14 protein-coding genes are annotated in these 18,982 nt (G+C 41.9%); 9 read left to right on the top strand and 5 right to left on the bottom strand.

Annotated features, from left to right (window positions below):
- Positions 1-16 precede the first annotated feature (16 nt).
- The 8 genes from atpC (at position 17) to HMPREF1320_RS07715 (ending at position 8,962) form a co-directional block, all read left to right on the top strand.
- Positions 17-253, top strand: coding sequence for an ATP synthase F1 subunit epsilon (atpC, locus tag HMPREF1320_RS07750; RefSeq protein WP_009418216.1), 237 nt, complete (start codon positions 17-19; stop codon positions 251-253).
- Between the two features lie 218 nt (positions 254-471).
- Complete coding sequence (locus tag HMPREF1320_RS07745; protein ID WP_009418184.1) at positions 472-1,482, top strand: virulence RhuM family protein; 1,011 nt, start codon at positions 472-474, stop codon at positions 1,480-1,482.
- Between the two features lie 42 nt (positions 1,483-1,524).
- Positions 1,525-3,495, top strand: a complete 1,971-nt coding sequence (gene dnaG, locus HMPREF1320_RS07740; RefSeq protein ID WP_009418215.1) for a DNA primase — start codon at positions 1,525-1,527, stop codon at positions 3,493-3,495.
- A 187-nt stretch (positions 3,496-3,682) separates the two neighbouring features.
- Positions 3,683-4,453 carry a threonine/serine exporter ThrE family protein gene (locus tag HMPREF1320_RS07735; protein ID WP_009418168.1) on the top strand — a complete coding sequence of 257 codons (771 nt, stop codon included), beginning with the start codon at positions 3,683-3,685 and terminating at the stop codon, positions 4,451-4,453.
- Complete coding sequence (locus HMPREF1320_RS07730) at positions 4,440-5,021, top strand: threonine/serine exporter family protein (RefSeq protein WP_009418222.1); 582 nt, start codon at positions 4,440-4,442, stop codon at positions 5,019-5,021. The genes HMPREF1320_RS07735 and HMPREF1320_RS07730 overlap by 14 nt, the downstream gene beginning before the upstream one ends.
- Positions 5,022-5,045: 24 nt before the next feature.
- Positions 5,046-5,771: a YggS family pyridoxal phosphate-dependent enzyme gene (locus tag HMPREF1320_RS07725; RefSeq protein WP_009418225.1), complete on the top strand. Its 726-nt coding sequence runs from the start codon at positions 5,046-5,048 to the stop codon at positions 5,769-5,771.
- A gap of 423 nt (positions 5,772-6,194) precedes the next feature.
- Positions 6,195-7,487: an MFS transporter gene (locus HMPREF1320_RS07720; protein ID WP_009411503.1), complete on the top strand. Its 1,293-nt coding sequence runs from the start codon at positions 6,195-6,197 to the stop codon at positions 7,485-7,487.
- A gap of 257 nt (positions 7,488-7,744) precedes the next feature.
- Positions 7,745-8,962 carry a beta-ketoacyl-[acyl-carrier-protein] synthase family protein gene (locus HMPREF1320_RS07715; protein ID WP_009418208.1) on the top strand — a complete coding sequence of 406 codons (1,218 nt, stop codon included), beginning with the start codon at positions 7,745-7,747 and terminating at the stop codon, positions 8,960-8,962.
- On the opposite strand, the gene HMPREF1320_RS07710 is transcribed toward HMPREF1320_RS07715, so the two are convergent.
- Entirely contained in the window at positions 8,952-11,072 is a 2,121-nt protein-coding gene (locus HMPREF1320_RS07710; protein ID WP_009418226.1) for a GH92 family glycosyl hydrolase, read from the bottom strand. The genes HMPREF1320_RS07715 and HMPREF1320_RS07710 overlap by 11 nt on opposite strands.
- Before the next feature lie 710 nt (positions 11,073-11,782).
- Positions 11,783-14,005: an FAD-dependent oxidoreductase gene (locus tag HMPREF1320_RS07705; RefSeq protein ID WP_009418201.1), complete on the bottom strand. Its 2,223-nt coding sequence runs from the start codon at positions 14,003-14,005 to the stop codon at positions 11,783-11,785.
- Between the two features lie 88 nt (positions 14,006-14,093).
- Here HMPREF1320_RS07705 and HMPREF1320_RS07700 point away from each other — a divergent pair, with 88 nt between their 5' ends.
- Positions 14,094-14,801, top strand: coding sequence for a response regulator transcription factor (locus HMPREF1320_RS07700; RefSeq protein ID WP_002675838.1), 708 nt, complete (start codon positions 14,094-14,096; stop codon positions 14,799-14,801).
- A gap of 167 nt (positions 14,802-14,968) precedes the next feature.
- Here HMPREF1320_RS07700 and mutS read toward each other — a convergent pair whose 3' ends face one another.
- From mutS to HMPREF1320_RS07685, 3 genes are all read right to left on the bottom strand, one after another.
- Positions 14,969-17,551, bottom strand: coding sequence for a DNA mismatch repair protein MutS (gene mutS / locus HMPREF1320_RS07695; protein WP_009418210.1), 2,583 nt, complete (start codon positions 17,549-17,551; stop codon positions 14,969-14,971).
- A 324-nt stretch (positions 17,552-17,875) separates the two neighbouring features.
- Positions 17,876-18,322, bottom strand: coding sequence for a PIN domain-containing protein (locus tag HMPREF1320_RS07690; RefSeq protein ID WP_009418162.1), 447 nt, complete (start codon positions 18,320-18,322; stop codon positions 17,876-17,878).
- A gap of 6 nt (positions 18,323-18,328) precedes the next feature.
- On the bottom strand, positions 18,329-18,610 hold the full coding sequence (locus tag HMPREF1320_RS07685; protein WP_009418179.1) for a hypothetical protein: 282 nt from the start codon (positions 18,608-18,610) through the stop codon (positions 18,329-18,331).
- Positions 18,611-18,982 lie beyond the last annotated feature (372 nt).

The following is an 18,982-nucleotide window of genomic DNA, read 5'->3' as shown; positions in this document are numbered from 1 at the left end:
CGTATGGCTCGCACTTATGTTAGTAGAAATCTTTACTCCTGAAGCCCTTTTGTTTAAAGGTGAAGTAACCTCGGTGAAGGTGCCTGGGGCTAAAGGACCATTTGTAATATTAGAACACCACGCCCCTATTATCTCATTGCTTACGGCAGGCGAGGTAAAGCTCTTTGAGGGTAAAAAAGAACTGCAACATTTCACTATTACAGGAGGTACCTTGGAGTGCAACCAAAACAAAGTAGTGATTTTAGCAGACTAAAAGAAAGGTTTTTTTTTATTTCATCGTAATTAAAAAATTAAATGTAAATAACCGACTCTTGTAAAAGCAGTCGGTTATTTGTTTTTTGCTTTTCTGAAAAGAATGTTATATCTTTGCATTGTCAAATCTATAATCAAATACACTTATTAAAAATAATAAATATAACACAACTTTCTTGTCTCTTAACTAAGTATTTTTATGAGCCCACAAGGGGTAAAATGATTGACAAACAAATAAACCCTATGGAATCACAGTTTCTTATATACCAAAATCAAGAAGGGAATATCAAGATAGACGTACGCTTTCAAGATGAAACGATATGGCTTTCATTAGACCAAATGGCTACTCTTTTTAGCCGTGACAAATCTACTATATCACGACATATTAAAAACATTTTTGAAGAAGGGGAACTATACAGAAACTCAGTTGTTGCAAAATTTGCAACAACTGCGACCGATGGTAAAAACTATCAGGTAGAATATTACAATCTCGATGTGATCATCTCAGTAGGTTATCGTGTGAAATCACAACAAGGAACGCGTTTTCGTATTTGGGCAACTCAGCAACTCAAAGAGTATTTAATCAAAGGTTTTGTGTTAAACGACGAGCGTTTTAAGCAAGGTACTGCGATGAACTACTTCGACCAGCTCCAAGAACGCCTCCGTGAAATACGAATCTCTGAACGGTTCTTCTACCAGAAGATTAAAGATATATACAAAACCAGTATAGACTACAACCCTCAAGATGAGCAAACCATAAAGTTCTTTAAGGTAGTGCAAAACAAACTCCTATGGGCGGTTAGTGAGCAAACAGCAGCCGAGATAGTCTATAATCGTGCTGATGCCTCTTTACCCCTTCTGGGTATGCAATCCTATGACAAAACAGCTACTGCCACTATTAAAAAAAGTGAAGTAAGCATCGCCAAGAATTATCTCAACGAAGAAGAAATAAAGCTTTTGGGCTTGCTTGTAGAACAATATTTAGCTTTCGCCGAAACTATGGCACAACAGCAAACGCCTATGTATATGAAAGACTGGATAGCCCGCTTGGATATTATCCTGCAACTCAATGGCAGAGAGCTCTTACAACACGCTGGTAAGATTTCACACCAAATGGCTATAGAGAAATCTGCCCAAGAGTATGAAAAATACCAAACTAAGCAACGCCAAATAGAACGTAAAAACAGCCTTAAAGAATTAGAGGACGACCTGAAACAATTAACAAATTAACCCCTCTTATCTCTTATCTCTTACCTCTTATCTTAAAAAACAGTGATTTCAAAAAACACTATCGACAAAGTATATGACCAAATGCGGGTGGAGGAAGTTATTGGCGACTTCGTCCAACTCAAGCGTGCAGGCTCTAATTACAAAGGATTGAGTCCGTTCTCCAACGAGCGGACACCCAGCTTTATGGTCTCGCCCGTAAAGCAAATATGGAAAGACTTCAGTAGTGGCAAAGGCGGGAATGCTATTGCCTTCTTAATGGAGCACGAGCATTTCACCTACCCCGAAGCCATTCGCTATTTGGCTAAAAAATACCATATCGACATTGAAGAAACCCAGCAATCTTCCGAAGAAAAAGCACAAGCCGATGAGCGCGAGAGTCTCTATATCGTCTCAGAATACGCCCAACAATATTTTCAGGACACCCTTTTCAATACCGAAGCCGGTAAGGCTATCGGTATGACTTATTTCAAAGAGCGCGGTTTTACCGAGGAAACAATCCAAAAATTCCGCTTAGGCTTCTCCCCCGACGAGTGGACAGCCTTCACCGATAACGCTCTTGCCAAAGGCTATCAGTTAGAATTCTTAGAAAAAACGGGGCTCACCATCGTCAATGGCGACCGTAAGTTCGACCGCTTCAAAGGGCGTGTAATGTTTCCCATTCACTCTATGAGCGGACGCGTATTGGGCTTCGGAGGGCGTATCCTTACCAACGACAAGAAACAAGCTAAATACCTCAACTCTCCCGAAAGTGAGATTTACCATAAAAGCAAAGTGCTGTATGGCATCTTCTTTGCCAAACAAGCCATTGCCAAAGCCGATAACTGCTATCTGGTTGAAGGATATACCGATGTGATTCAAATGCACCAAAAAGGCATCGAAAATGTGGTAGCTTCTAGCGGAACAGCACTTACGCAAGACCAAATCCGCCTCATTCACCGCCTTACCCCCAACATCACAGTGCTGTACGATGGCGATGCCGCTGGCTTACGTGCTTCCATCCGTGGGGTAGACCTCATCTTGGAACAGGGTATGAATGTAAAGGTCTGCACCTTCCCCGAGGGAGACGACCCCGATAGCTTTGCCCGCAAAACCGCCTACGAAGACCTCGTGTTATACCTCGAAAACAACGCCTCCGATTTCATTCGCTTCAAAGCCTCCCTCCTAATGCAAGAGGCGCAGAACGACCCTATCAAAAAAGCCGAAACCATACGCGATATGGTAGAGAGTATCTCTAAAATCCCTGACCTTATCAAGCGGGAAGTATATGTGCGCGAGTGCGCTACCATTATGGATATCTCGGAACAAGTGCTCTTCTCTACTTTGGCGCAAATTCTCAAAAAGGACTTTTATGAAGGACAAAAAGTAGAGCGCAAACAATCTACTATGCAAGTGGTACAAACGCCAGAAGAGACTCAAAAACGCACGGTAAACCGTTTGGAGGTGTTAGAACACGATTTAATAAAGATTCTTCTTTCTAAAGGGAATGAAGACTGTGTTTTCACCGATACTATTCTGGTAGAAGAAGAAAACGGCGACCTCAAAGAAAAACAAGTACAGCAAACTCTCAAAGTTTACGAAAAAGTATTCCTTGAACTTCAAGAAGACGAAATAGAGTTCGCTAACCCCGATTTCAAGCAGATATATGACCAACTAATGACAATGTTCCAAGAAGATGCTTCCTATGATGTGAGTAGGCTTGCAAACGAACTTCCTGTGGAACTCAGTGCTAAGGTATCCGATTTGGAAATGGAAGACGAGTTTAGACATTTAGACAACTGGTTAAAACGAGATATTGTCGCAAAGGAGAAAGACAGAGACCTCAACAGAATTATCTCGGATATCATTCTAAATATTCGTTTGTTATTAATAATGCACCTCATCAACAATTTAGCAGAGAAAGTACGTACTGAAATAACAGATGAAGAACGTAAAAGTGTTATGGAGGAGGTAATAGGTTATAACCAACTAAAAACAATATTAGGAAAGCGCTTGAATGTGATAGTAAATTATTAAATCTTCTCCTTTTTGTCATTCTTCATTATTTTTGTACTTTTGCACTTTCTAACAAGAATTCTTTGCTTTTGCTTGCAAGAAAGACTTTCTTTTAGAAGAAAACAGCAAGGAATACCAAAAGCAATTTGCCCGAACAGTCTGACAAGCTTGATAACTAACCTCCTAAGAACTAACGTCTAAAATATATATGAAGCCCATAGAACGAGCGGCAAAACTCTTTGCCGATATCAACGAACTGCTGATTTCCAGCGGTGCCAATACCCGTAGGGTAGAACGCAATGTAGAACGCATCTCTAATGCACTGAACTACCATTGCGAGAACTTCTATTCGCATTCGGCTATCGTGCTAACAATACAGGACAAAAGCACAGGCGAAAAAGAAACTATCGTGCGCTCTATCCCGCATCACGGAGTGAATTTCAGTGCGATTTCCGATATTAGTATCCTATCGTGGGAGGCTATCGAAAAGAAACTCCCTATTGAGGAAATCGAAGAGCAGGTAGCTACTATCAAGGCGCGTCCGCATTACAATATGTATGTAATGTGGTTTTTTGTATCGATTGCAGGAGGCTCATTAGCCTACGTATTTGGCAAAGAAAACGCAAGTTATGCCGAGTTCGCTATGTCGTTTCTCGCTACTTTATTAGGGTTAGCAGGTAGACGTATTTTGCAGTTGCGCAAGTTCAACGTGTATATCTGTTGGGGTTGGGCTGCTTTCGTATCGGTGGCTGTGATGAGCATCTTCCGCTTGCTTGGAGTACAAGACTATCACAATGCCTTGGCAGCTTGTGTATTGTGGTTAGTGCCTGGGGTACCTCTTATCAATGGCTTTATCGATATGCTCTCAGGCTGTATTGTAGCAGGAATTGCTAAACTCACTCACGCTGCTATTTTAGTGTTTATGATTTCATTAGGTTTTTATTTAGCTTTACTATTATTCGGTTATGAACTTCCTTGATATATTTTTAGGTTTAGCAGAACGCATCTTTTGGTCGATGTGGATTTCTATCGGTTTTGCTTTATTGTTTAACACTCCACGTCGTGCTTTATGGATAACAGGTGTATTAGGCGGTATAGGGTGGGGTATTAAGTTCATTCTATTAGCAACCTTAATGCCCGAACAAATCGTGATTACTTCTTTTCTGGGGGCTTGTGTGGTAGGGCTCTTAGCGGTGTATTTTGCCCACCGTGTACACACACCTCCTATTGTGTTTACCATTCCCGCCGTAATTAATATGATTCCTGGTAAATACGGCTATGAGTTTATGATGAAAATCATACAAATAGTAACCGTTGAAACCTCACAAGACGAAACATTAGATTTACTCTACCAAACCTTCAAACTCGGTTTACAAACAGGCTTTATTACTATGTGCTTAGCCTTTGGGGTGATTGCTCCTATGCTGTTATTTAACACCTACTCGGTAAAAGGTAAAGACCTAAACGACCTCATCAAACGTCGCCTCTTGCGCAAGAAAGCTGAAGGCAATTTACCAAAGGAAGAAGTGGAGAATGAACCGATATAGTTAATTAATAATTGATAATTAAAAATGGAAAATATATTACAAAACATCACCTTAGTACAACAACGTATTACCAACACTTGTGAGCGGGTAGGTCGCAAGCCGGAGGAAGTAAAATTGCTTTTAGCTACTAAAACGGTAACTCCTGAGCGCATCAAAGTAGCATTAAATGCAGGATATACGCTCATCGCCGAAAACAAAGTGCAAGAGCTCAAAGAAAAGTATGAAGCGCTGAAAGATACCCCACATACCAATCATTTTATCGGTCATTTACAAACAAATAAGATAAAAGATATTTTGCGTTACGAAGTGAGTTGTGTAGAATCGGTAGACCGCCTCGATTTAGCCCAAAAACTCCACAACCGTTTGGAGAATGAAGGTAAAGAACTCGACATCTTTATTCAGGTGAATACCTCTAACGAAGAAAGCAAATTTGGTGCCGACCCTTCTGAGGTGCTCAATCTTGTAAAGCAAGTGGCTACACTGCCTACCCTACATATCAAAGGACTGATGACTATCGGTCTGTTTAGTGCCGAAACCGAAAAGGTGCGCGCCTGCTTTAAACTCCTTAAACATCTCCAACAAGAGATTATTGCTCTCAACCTCCCTAATGTAGACCCCCGAGAGCTCTCAATGGGAATGAGTGGCGACCTCGAAACCGCTATTGAAGAAGGTGCCACTATCGTGCGGGTTGGTACCGCTATCTTCGGTAAGCGCATCTACCCCGATAGCTACTATTGGGATGAAAAATAGTCATTAGCTGTTAATGATTATTCTTTAAGCCTTTAGCTATCGGTATCGAACACATTCGAATAGTCTGACTCGTCCGTATCAAAACTTTTGCAAATTTTCAACTGTCCTTCGTGCTACGACCCTCCCTTCATTTTATAATTTTTCTTCCTCTTTTCTTCTTCCACTGGCGTGAGCTTTTAACTCGTGTCCCTATTTATTAATTTCTTAATTTTCTGATTTTTAACTTCTAACACCTAACATCTAATATATTTCATAAATAAACCTTAAAAAAGTTTTCGTTTTTGTTGTGTTTTATATTTTCTTTATTTACTTTTGCCCCACTATTTACTAAATACAGTAGTTAATAGGAGAAATAAGTAATTTCTAACAACTAATTCCCTTCTCCTATTCCCTATTTTCTAAAATAATAAATAACTAAAAATAATGGAACACCAAAATCAACAAAACAAAAGTTACGCATTACCCATTGCGATGATGTTCGCCTTATTCTTTATGATATCATTCGTAACGGGCTTACAAAACCCTTTCGGGGTAATTGTAAAAAACCAATTTATGGCAAGCAACCTCGAATCACAATTGGGGAACTTAGCCAACTTTATCGCTTATGCCTTTATGGGGATTCCAGCAGGGCTAATGCTACAACGCATCGGTTATAAGAAAACTGCTTTAACAGCTATTGCCGTAGGCTTCGTAGGCGTTTGTATTACTTTCCTTTCAGGTAATATGGGTAGCTTTGGAGTATACCTCACTGGGGCATTTATCTCAGGCTTCTCTATGTGTATGCTGAACGTGGTAGTAAACCCAATGCTCAACACCCTCGGTGGTGGTGGTAAACGCGGTAACCAACTCTTGCAATTCGGAGGCGCTATCAACTCTATCGGGGCAACTATCGTACCTGTATTGGTAGGCTACCTCATTGGTACTATCAGCGCCGGTACTTCTATCGCCGATGCCAACCCTGCCCTCTTCTTAGCAATGGGTATCTTCGCTTTGGCATTTATTGTACTTGCCCTAATGCAAATACCCGAACCTCACGCAGCGGTAAAACAAAAAGATGTAACCGATAAACACAGTCCACTATCTTTCCGTCACTTTATATTAGGAGCGATAGCTATCTTCCTTTACGTAGGGATTGAAGTAGGAATTCCCAACATAGCAAATCTTTTTATGACCAGTAGTCCAGAAATGAACGGCTTAGCAATAGATACCACTATTGCAGGTTCAGTAGTAGGTACCTATTGGTTCTTGATGTTCATCGGTCGTCTTACCGGAGGTTCATTGGGAGCGAAGTTTTCAAGCAAAGGAATGCTTACTTTTGTGTCTTCCTTAGGAATTCTTTTTGTTATCTTAGCTATATTAATACCCGAAACACAAATGGTAAATATGCCTGTGTTCAAATCTGATATATCTTTTGGGTTAGCCGAAGTGCCAATAAGCATAATGTTCCTTATTCTTTGTGGCTTGTGCACCTCAGTAATGTGGGGAGGTATCTTCAACCTCGCTACCGAAGGTTTGGGTAAATATACAGCCGCTGCCTCAGGTATCTTTATGGCGATGGTATGCGGGGGTGGTATTTTGCCAGCTATCCAAGGTTGGGCTGCCGATGCTTTTGGTTATATCCAAAGTTACTGGGTAATTGTATTAGCATTGCTATTCCTCTTGTATTATGCCCTCGTAGGTAGTAAAAATGTAAATACCGATATCAACGTAGATTAATAATCAAATTTCCCTAAGTTAGAAGAAAGACTGCTCCCACTTTTAGTGGGGCAGTCTTTCCTATTTTCTCTCCTAAAATTTCTTCAAGCTTCTCTCATACAGCAAATTTTCCCTTCGTTCTATCTTCATTGAAACCCCGTGTCATTGATTGAGTGTTTCTGGCATTATTGGCATTTCTGGCATTATTTGGCATTATCAGTATTATTTCTTACCTTTGCCCCACTTTGTTAATTATCAATTGTCAACTGTCAATTATTATGAGAGTAGTTATCACCGGAATGGGTATTTATTCCTGTATAGGCACTTCACTGGGCGAGGTGCGCGATTCGTTATACCAAGGAAAATCGGGTATTGTTTTCTTGCCCGAACGCAAAGAATACGGCTATCGCTCTGCCCTCACAGGCTTTGTAGAAAACCCCGACCTAAAAGGACTCTTAGGTCGTCGCGAGCGTATTTCTATGGGACAAGAAAGCGAATTTGCCTATATGGCAACCCTCGAAGCGCTTAAAAATGCCGGTATCGATAGCGATTTCTTACAACAAAACGAAGTAGGAATCCTCTACGGTAACGACAGTGTAGCCGAGTCGGTAATTCTCACAAACGATAAGATAAGAGAAAAGAAAGATACTACCCTCGTAGGCTCTGGGGCGGTATTCCGTACGATGAACTCTACCGTAACGATGAACCTCTCTACTCTCTTCCAATTGCGAGGGGTAAATATGAGTATCAGTGCCGCTTGTGCCAGTGGGTCGCATTCGGTAGGCTTAGGCTACTTGCTTATCCAAAGTGGTATGCAAGACTGCGTAATATGTGGCGGAGCTCAGGAAATCAACAAGTATAGTATGGGCAGTTTCGATGGTCTTGGGGTCTTTTCAATGCGCGAGGGCGAACCCACTTTGGCATCTCGTCCCTTCGATGCCAGCAGAGACGGCTTAGTACCCAGTGGAGGGGCAGCTACTTTGGTCTTGGAGAGTTATGAGTCGGCGATGAGGCGTGGGGCAACCCCTATCGCTGAGGTGGTAGGCTACGGCTTTTCGTCTAATGGCGGACATATCTCTACACCCAATGTAGAAGGACCTGCCCGTGCTATGGCGCGCGCCCTTAAAAATGCAGGAATGCAAGCCAGTGAAATCGACTATATCAATGCGCACGCCACTTCTACCCCCATAGGCGATGCCAACGAAGCAAAGGCAATTTATGAGATTTTTGGCAGTCATATTCCTGTGAGCTCTACCAAATCGATGACTGGACACGAATGTTGGATGGCAGGAGCTAGCGAAGTGATATACTCAGTGCTGATGATGCAAAACAGTTTTATAGCTCCTAATATCAATTTTGAAACCCCCGATGAGGCTTCTGCCAAGCTAAATATTATTCCCGAAACTGTAGAACGCCCTATTAAAGCCTTTTTGAGCAACTCTTTTGGCTTCGGAGGTACTAACTCAGCGTTGGTAGTAAAGGCGTTTATTTCTTAAACTCTAAACGTCCTCCTGCAATAATTTCTTCATAAGTAATATATCCTCTATTCAGTGGTTTGTCGTTGAGTAGTGTTTTTGCTTTACTGTCTTTTCTTTTTTCAATCGTAAAAGTCTTGCCGTTCTCTAAATGCAACATAGCTTTATCGAATAGCGGTTCACTTAGATAATACCTACTGTCGGCGGGGTTGAGAGGATACAAACCTAAGGCGGAAAGCACATACCAACTGCTCATTTGTCCGCAGTCCTCATTACCACAATGTCCGTCGGGGGTGTTTTTGTATTGAGTATTCAATATTTCGGTAACGCGCTGGATGGCTTTCTCGGGGTGAGCTGTAAAGTGATAGAGGTAAGCCACGTGATGACTCGGTTCGTTACCGTGCACATACTGTCCTATCATACCAGTACTGAAAATAGGCAGTTTCTCATCGGGGGTAACTGATAAAGTGAACATCGAGTCGAGTTTTTGTTCAAAAGCCTTAATGCCTCCCATTGCATCGCGCAATCCTTCGATATTTTGTGGCACAAACCAACGATAGTGCCAAGCGTTGCTTTCGCAGAAGTATTTACTATAATCTTTGGGGTTAAAAGGCTTGATAAATTGCCCTTTGCTATCCTTAGGGCGAAAGAAAGTAGTTTTTTCGTCGAAAAGATTACGCCAGTTTTCAGCGCGTTTGGCAAAGTAAGCCTCATCTTCTTTTTTATTCAATGCTTTGGCAAATTGTGCAATACACCAATCGTCGTAAGCGTACTCTAAGGTTTTGGACACCGACCAGTTTTCATCGGATTTATCCAAATCGTAAGGCACATAACCGTATTGCTTATATAAGTCGATTTCGCGTTCGTTTACCATTGCACTTTGCTTGCAAGCCTCGTAAGCCAAAGGAATATCTATTGGAATTTTCTTAAAATACGCATCTACGATAATAGGTACAGCGTGATAGCCAATCATCATATTGGTTTCACCTCCTTGCATACTCCACACCGGTAGCGTACCATTTTCGCGGTAGTGTGCCAAAAAACTACTGATAAAATGGGCGGAAGCTTCGCGGTGTAACAAGGTATAAAGCGGATGAGCCGCACGGAAAGTATCCCAAAGAGAAAAAGTATCATAACGCTTTTCGGGGGCATCGACATCGCTGAAAAGATTAGGCGCCAACATCGATTGGTAGAGCATTGTATAGAAAATTGTTTTTTGCTCCTCAGTACCGCCTTCTACCGTAATCTTCTGCAACTGCTTTTCCCATAAATTGCGAGCCGTCTCGCGATAGTCGTCGAAAGCAAAGTGAGGCGCTTCAACTTCCATATTTTTATACGCTTCTGCAATGCTGTGCATAGAGAGGGCTGTTTTCACTACAATGGCTTCATTATCGGCGGTAGCATAGCGGAGTACAATTTTAGAACGGTTGCTCTTGCCGTTTTCTTTTTCTTCTGTAAACTCCTTATCAGCAAAGGGCTTGGAGAGTTTTATGACGAAATAAACCTTTTGGTTACGCGCCCAACCGGTAGAAAAACGATAGCCTTCCAAAGTTATATTATCCAACACTTTTAGATAGGTTTCGGTAGGTTTATCCCAGTTGATGCTATAACCTAAATCTATTGTAATTTTAGACTGTTCGTCTTTAGGAAAAGTATAGCGTTGCACTCCTACACGAGGAGTGGCGGTAAGTTCTGCTTTGATACCATAACTCAGCAAATCGACGCTGTAATAGCCAGCCGTAGCGGTTTCGCGCTTATGAGAGAAATAAGAGAAAGGCAAACGGTTGTTTGCCTCTATGCGGTCGTTAAATCTGCTATTGGTAGGCATTATGAGCACATCGTAGAGGTCGCCCGCACCCGTGCCTGAGAGGTGGGTGTGTGAAAAGCCGGTAATGATGCTATCGGGGTAGAAGTAGCCCGAAATTCTGTCCCAGCCAGGGATACCTATATCGGGGCTTAGTTGCACCATTCCGAAAGGAGTCATCGCTCCTGGGTAGGTGTTCCCCGTACCATCGGTACCGATAAACGGATTTACGTAATTGGTGAGTTGCTTTTTAGGCAACTCTTTTTGTTCTGATGCGTTGTGGCAAGCCGTGAGGGCAAATGCTAAAAGGTAAAAGTATAGTTTCATATGGGTTGAGAGTTATGAGTTGCAAAGATAGGAAGTAATTAGAAAATTAGCAAATGAGAGAATGAGAGAATTAGCAGATTAGCAAATGAGGAAATTAGGAAATGGGGGAAGTAACTTTTTGAAACATCAACTTTGCCAAAGGTGCGAGCCGCACAGGCAAAAACTTTGGCAAAGTGTATACCCCTAAAAGTGACACTTCTGAGACATCGGAAGGAAACGGAAAAGAACGGAAGAGAGTTGAGAGAAGTTTTGGTGAAAAAAGGGTGTAAGATGGGTGTGGTTAGCTTATAGAGAGCTTATAGGAAGCTTATACGAATCTTGGACGATTGCTATAGAAAGGGTGTATAAAAAGTTGATTCATAATATAATACAACAAGGCTAAAAATGTTAAAAACAGGGTTTCGAGGCGAAAGAAAGAGGAATAGGCAATAGGCCTTAGGCCATAGGCACTAGGGGGAGTATGACGGAAAAGGGGAAGAGAAATTAGAGAATTAGCAGATTTGGAAATGAGAAAATGGGGAAGTGTGGGGTCTTAGGGAATAGGTAATAGGCGGAAATATGAAGGAAAAGGGGAAGAAATGATGGGGGAAGAATGACGAATGACCAAGGTAATGGGAGGTCGTGGCACGAGACGGAGTATAACTTTGGCAAAGGTCGTAGCACGACGGGCGAGTAGAGACTTTGCCAAAGTTTTTTATATAACTATAAAATTACCCTCCGAAATCGTCTTTAAAGATGGTTGTGGCGGGTACGTTTTCTTTTAACAAGAGCTCTTGCATTGCTTTGGTAAAGCTATTGGTTCCGACAATGTAATACTCACAATCGGTGAGGGTGTGGAGATGCTCCTTTAAAAAATCGGTATTGAGGCGCTTTTGGGTGGCGGTGAACACAGGCAGATAGGTATAGTTAGCCAAAGTGCTATGTTGTAAATCGCTGTGAAAAGCAGCTGAGGCTTCGGTTTTATTGGAGTAAAATACTACTACTTCACCTGCAAATTGCTGTTGTACTAAGGTTTTGAGCATAGGGAGTACTGGGGTAATGCCAATCCCTGAGGCGAGGAACACAATGCGCTTATTTTTTCCTTTAAGAGTGAAATTACCCATAGGAGCGAATATCGTGGCTGTATCACCTATCACCATTTCGACAACACTTTTCTTAAAACTGCTATCGCTGAGGCGCATTGCAAACTGCAAAGTATCTTCATCAGGATGAGAGACCATTGAGAGCGGACGCAAAGGCATATCCAATTCGGTATAACGAGGGTTGTTGAGGCTCAATACGGCATACTGTCCTGCTTTATACTGCAAATCTTTAGGTTTTTCAAAAGTGAGCAAGATAGTGTTATGCGCGATAATTTCTTTTGCTAAGAGTTTTACACAGCGTTCATCGGCGAGAGTTGAGGGCCTGTAGTTGCGCCATTTCACTTGGGTTTTCATCTTGCTTGCCGTCATAAAACCGCTGTAAATCGCCCCTGAATAACCACCCCCCGAAGGCGCCCAAGCCGAGGCAAAGTACAAGTTTTTCAGCGGTGAAGCGGTGAGTTTATCGCGTTTAGGGTAAGTTTGTTTCACCGATTGCACATAACCATAGGGGGTACCTTGTGGGTTTAAAGTGTATCTTTTTATCGTTTTGGCAGTCGCTACCTCATAATACTCCAAGTAATCAAGAATAGTGGGGAATTCAGCTTCTAAACGCGCTAAAAACAACTGTGCGACTCTTTCCTTCTTCTGCTGATATTCTGCTTCGCTGAGTCCTTCCCATTCTTTGAGGTAATCAATGGCACAAATTACTCCTACCGTCTTTCCCTCAGGAGCTAACTGGGCATCTACCATTCCGTAATTCACAAAAGTAAATGATTTTTGAGCCCAATCACCTTGCGAATCGGCTTTTACATCTTTCAGTTTATAGTCTTTTTGACCTTGAATGATGGTAGAATAATGATTTACGCCGAGTTTTTTCAAATCGGTATTGAAACCCAAATAAATGGTGAGCAAGGAACAGGCGAGTTCTAAAGGCGCTACCTTTTGTGCTAATTTAGAGCGATAAGGCTCGGGGAGCATCTGGGCGACCATAGGTTGGGCAGCATTGGCGACCACACTATCGGCATAGAGCGATTGTTTAGCTGTCGAACTGTTGAACGTATCGCGATAGCTCACCCCCACCGCTTGGTTGTTTTCCACCAAAATCTCTTCTACGAATTTACCTGTAAGCACTTGTCCGCCACGTTTTTCAATAAAGCGCACCAAGTAGTTAGACAGCGATTGCGAACCCCCTTTCACGAAGTTGCCCCCTCCGTTTAGATAGCTACCTTGTGCCATCAGGAAGTACATCAGCGAGAGGTTATAAGGGTCATCAGTATAATAACCCAAATTAGCCGTGAGCACGTTTTTGAGCGCTTCATTTTTGATATTTGCATCCAGCCAATCACCTGTGTTCATTGTAGAAGTTTTGATGATCGTGGGAATCAAGAAAGGCATCAGCGGGTAGAGCAATATATTGAGCCATTTGTTGCGGGGGAGCCGGCGCATTTCGGCGTAAAGCCTATTGATGAGTCCAAAAAAGCGTTCGATTTCGGCTTTGCTATCGGGAAAATCGGCGATGAGTTTTTCTTTGGTTTCTGCCCCGTGATGCAAAGTACACTGGAAGTTTTGCTTCTTCAAATGGTAGAATTCGGGTACTTTTAGAAATTCTACTTCATCAAACACCCCTAAAAGTTCTAAGATAGGACGTTTAGGGTCGGTTTCGTGGAGTCCGTCGATTTCGTGCAAACCTACTTCCATTAAGTAATCTTTGCGCTTAAAAGCAGTAGCACAACCACCCGCGATATAGTGTTGTTCGAGCACAATTACCTTCTTGCCCCAGAGTGCCAAAGTAGCTCCAGCGATGAGTCCGCCCAAGCCACTACCTATAATAATACTATTGTAATTTTTCATCTTTGAGAAATAATTATTAATTTTGGGGCAAAATTACGGCGGTTGCGCAAGTGTGGCAATACGCAAAAATAACCATTTTTAATTGACGATGAGCACCTCAGCTTCTATGGAAATCTTGGCACAGAAGTATATCCCTTATGCCGAAATGCTTGCAAAAATAGGGAATAATGCTGTTTTTATAGTAGATAAAAACGAGCATTTCTATTTTATTTCCGATAAGTTTAAACTCTTTGGTTACGACGATATTCCTAAGAACAACAGTAACGAAATACAAGATTATCCGCTAAAACGACGCATTCACCCCGATGATTTGGAGATGAAAGAGCTCATAGATGAGAAGATTTACGAGTTTCTATCGTCCTTACCCAAAGAAGAACAAGTGCACTACAAATACATTTACGACTATCGCGGAATGGCAACCGATGGCACTTATGGGCGCGTGACTAACGAGGTGCAACTATTAGAAGTTACTGACGATAATTACCTCGCCTTAGGCATTATAGAAATTGCCCCTGACCAATCGGAGAGTTTGCCGGTAAGGGTGCAAATGAAACACTGTATAACAGGGGAGATTATTCCCATAAAAATAGAAGAAGAGAAAGCTTTTGCACTTACGCCGCGGGAGAAGGAAATACTCACACTTGCCTCTCAAGGTTTTTCGAGCAAAGAAATAGCTGAACAATTGTTCATCAGCACTTACACAGTGAATAGACACCGGCAAAATATACGGGAAAAGTTCAATGTAGAAAGCCTTATAGAAGCGATTGATATAGCGAGAAGGAAAGGAATATTGTGATAAGTAACAGGTTTATTGATTTTTAAATTGTTTAGTTGTTATAGACTTTACCAAAGTGTAGTGATGCTACTAAAACCTCCCCCTATCACATACTCCGTTCTCACGGACTTCCTCAAAGAGGGGGAATGTAGCGACGCTACTCATTTACTAATTTCCAAATTTGCTAATTAGCTAATTCTTTTTCTCATTTCGTTGAGTTTCATCAGTGCCTCTACGGGGGTGAGGGTGTTGATGTCGAGACTGAGTAAATCTTCTTTTAGGGCTTCTAAAAGTGGGTCGTTCATATCAAAGAAGCTCAATTGCATTTCTTTTTGGGCGTTTTTAACCACTTCGGCAGTGGGTACTACATTATGACTCTCTTCGAGCTTTTTAAGCATTTTATTTGCCTTCTGAATGACATATTGGGGCATTCCCGCCATCTTCGCAACGTGTATCCCAAAACTGTGCGCTGAACCGCCCTCGGTGAGTTTGCGCAAGAAAAGTACACTGTCTTTGGTTTCTTTTACCGATACATTGTAATTCTTAATGCGCTCGAACTGCTCACTCATCTCGTTGAGTTCGTGGTAGTGGGTAGCAAAAAGGGTTTTGGCTTTGCTGGGGTGCTCGTGCAAATATTCGGCGATTGCCCACGCTATGGAAATACCATCGTAGGTGCTAGTACCACGCCCGATTTCGTCCAAGAGCACCAAACTTCTATCGGAGATGTTGTTCAAAATGAGGGCTGCCTCATTCATCTCGACCATAAAAGTAGATTCGCCCATAGAAATGTTATCGCTTGCTCCTACACGGGTGAATATCTTATCGACAATACCTAATTGAGCGCTGGCAGCAGGCACAAAACTGCCTATCTGTGCCAAGAGGACTATCAGAGCAGTTTGTCGCAGGATAGCTGATTTACCCGACATATTAGGTCCAGTAATCATTATGATTTGCTGGCGTTCACGGTCTAAATATACATCGTTGGCAATGTAGGGCGTACCAACGGGCAATTGCTTTTCAATCACAGGGTGGCGACCGTCTTTAATCTCAATGGCATACCCTTCGTTCATCTCGGGGCGGTGATAGTTGTTTTCCATCGCCAAAGTAGCAAAACCACAGAGGCAATCCAGCTGACCGATAAGTGTGGCGTTCGTTTGTACCTGACCGATATACTCACTGATAAAAGCAATCAGTTCGGCGTATAACGTTTGTTCTAACTGAGCGATTTTTTCTTCAGCACCTAATATTTTGGCTTCGTATTCTTTGAGTTCTCCCGTGATATAACGCTCGGCATTTACAAGGGTTTGCTTGCGTATCCAATCAGGCGGGACTTTATCTTTATGAGTGTTGCGCACTTCGATATAGTACCCAAACACGTTGTTGTTATCTATTTTCAAAGAAGGAATACCTGTGCGCTGGCTCTCGCGCAAGAGCAAATCGTCTAAATAACTTTTGCCCGAATGCGAGAGACCGCGTAGTTCGTCTAATTCTGCCGAAAAACCTTTGACGATAGCATTGCCTTTGGCGATGTTCACAGGGGCATCTTCACTGAGTGTTTCGGCGATGCGCGCACTGAGCTGTTCACAACTGTGGAGCTTGTCGCCCAAAAGGGTAAGCGATTCATTAGCAGAAGCCAAACACAACTGTTTTATCAAGGGGATATGTTCCAAGGAAGCGCGCAATTGCACTACCTCCCGCGGATTGATTTTCAGGGTAGCGACTTTAGAAATCAGTCGTTCGATGTCGCCCATACGGCTGAGGGCTGTTTTCACCTGCTCTAATACATCGATGTGTTTCAAAAAGTAATCGACCACCTCGTGACGCTGACGGATTTTGTCTAACTTCTTCAGCGGTAACGCCAACCAGCGTTTGAGGGTACGGCTACCCATAGGCGACAGCGTTTTATCAATCACATCGAGCAAACTCACCGAGGGGGTGGTATTGCCCGCATAGAGTTCCAAATTGCGAATGGTAAACTTGTCGAGCCATACATAAGCCTCTTCGGCGATGCGCTGAATGGCAGTAATGTGTTGGAGTTGGTGGTGTTGGGTTTCGGATAAATAGTAGAGGATAGCCCCTGCGGTAAGAATCGCTTCGGTGAGTTCGTCTATGCCAAAGCCTTTGAGAGAGTTGGTTTGAAAGTGTTTGGTAAGTACCTGCTGGGCGTAATCGTCTTTAAAAACCCAATCTTCCAAGTAGAAACAGTGGAAGTCGTCGCCAAAATGCTCGGCAAATTCCTTTTTTTGGTGTTTAGCAACGAGCAGTTCGCTAGGGCGGAAGTTCTGTAAGAGCTTATCAATATAGGTTTTATCGCCTTGCGCTACCAAGAACTCACCGGTAGAAACATCGAGAAAAGCTGCCCCGCAACTTTGTTTGCCCAACCATACTGAGGCTAAGAAGTTGTTGCTCTTGCTTTGCAGTATATCGTCGTTGAGGGCGACTCCTGGGGTAACGAGTTCGGTAACACCTCGCTTTACGATGCCTTTCACGAGTTTAGGGTCTTCCAGCTGGTCGCATATTGCCACGCGGTAGCCCGCTTTTACGAGTTTGGGGAGATAGGTATTGATAGAATGGTAAGGAAAACCCGCCAATTCACTGCGCTCGGTACCGTTGTTGCGGTTGGTGAGCACAATGTCGAGGGTATGAGCGGCTTTTACGGCATCTTCACCGAAGGTTTCGTAGAAATCGCCTACCCTAAACAGCAGTAAAGCATCAGGATATTTACTTTTTATCTGATTGTACTGCTTCATCAAGGGGGTTTCTTTTGCCATAGTATTAATTTGTCAATTAGCTAATTTGGTGCGAGTTGCACGGGCTATTATAATAACGTTTTGTATTTTTGGGCAAAGATAGTAATAATTTGTTAATTAGCTAATTTGAAAATTAGCAAATTACAGTGACTATAAAATTGGACTGCGGATAAATAGACTTATTTTTTTTATGGGCGAGAATATCCATTCGAGAATAGTGCGAAGATGTACTATTAAAAAAGCGGCTCAATATAGCAATGAAAAGCAGAGGAAGCAACAAAACATATAACATATCCTTTATGTGGGAGGAAAGTTTCTTCAACTGAAAATAAGTAAATATAGGTTTTATTTTTTGTAGAGATGTTCGCTCAGTTCTTCTGTAGAGGTAAAGAAATGTCCGTAACCTTTTTCAGTAAGCCCCTTTACAAGGATTTTATCAGAAGTCCATATTTTGTGTTTGATTTGCAGATGAAGAGCAATAAAAGGATAATCTTTTATATCTATATCAGCAACTATTTCTTTTGCTTTAATAGCATTAACTTTTTTTACATCTTTTTCACTTACAATGGTAATACCTTCTAATAGCTTTTTAAAATCGGTTAATAGTTCCTTTTTTGTTTTCTGATTTTTAAAGCGTTTTACCAAATCAGGAATGTGCTCGGTTACTTCGGCAATTAGATAGTCAGGCACTATATATTGTATTTTCTTCCTTTCGGCTAATATAGAAGCTGTACGTCCTGTAGGATTTACAAGAGCACTCATAAAAATGTTACTGTCGGCAATGATAATCATATAATATTAAATATTAAAATGTTTATCCCAACGTTTAGCTATATTGTGATTTATCTTCTTAGAGATTGTCATCACAAACGCGTAATCCTCAGGGGTCATTTCTTCTTCTTTAGCAGCTTCTACGATTTCCTCAGGGGTCATTTTTAATACTTTAGAAGCGTCCAACACTTCCTGAGAATACTTAGGTTCTTTTTGCTTTGTAACTTTTACAAAATCGAGTGTTTTAAGATATCTCACAAGATGTAGTGCTTGTGGATTGTTATCAGCAATGGTAATTGTGTAAGACATAATATTTTCTATTTTCGGCAAAGATACAAGATAATTAGCAAATGAGCAAATGTGGAAATTAACAAATGAGAAAATGAGTAGTGATAAAAATCGTTTTTTGACGGGTCAGACTTGTTGGACAAATCGGATAGGTTAGAGAGAGCGGAAGGAAACGGAGAAATTCAAAAGAGAGGAAGCAGGGTTTTTGATGAAAAAAGGGTGTAAGAAGGGTGGGGTTAGCTTATAGAGAGCTTATAGGAAGCTTATACGAATCTTGGACGATTGGTATAGAAAGGGTATATAAAAAGTTGATTCATAATATAATACAACAATGCTAAAAATGTTAAAAACGGGGTTTCGAGGCGAAAGAAAGAGAATCCTCACCCCGTCCCT

Source organism: Capnocytophaga sp. oral taxon 335 str. F0486, from assembly GCF_000277665.1.
Taxonomy (GTDB): Bacteria; Bacteroidota; Bacteroidia; order Flavobacteriales; family Flavobacteriaceae; genus Capnocytophaga; species Capnocytophaga ochracea.
Note: the sequence above shows the minus strand (reverse complement) of the source record. Positions and strands in the feature narration are given on the sequence as shown.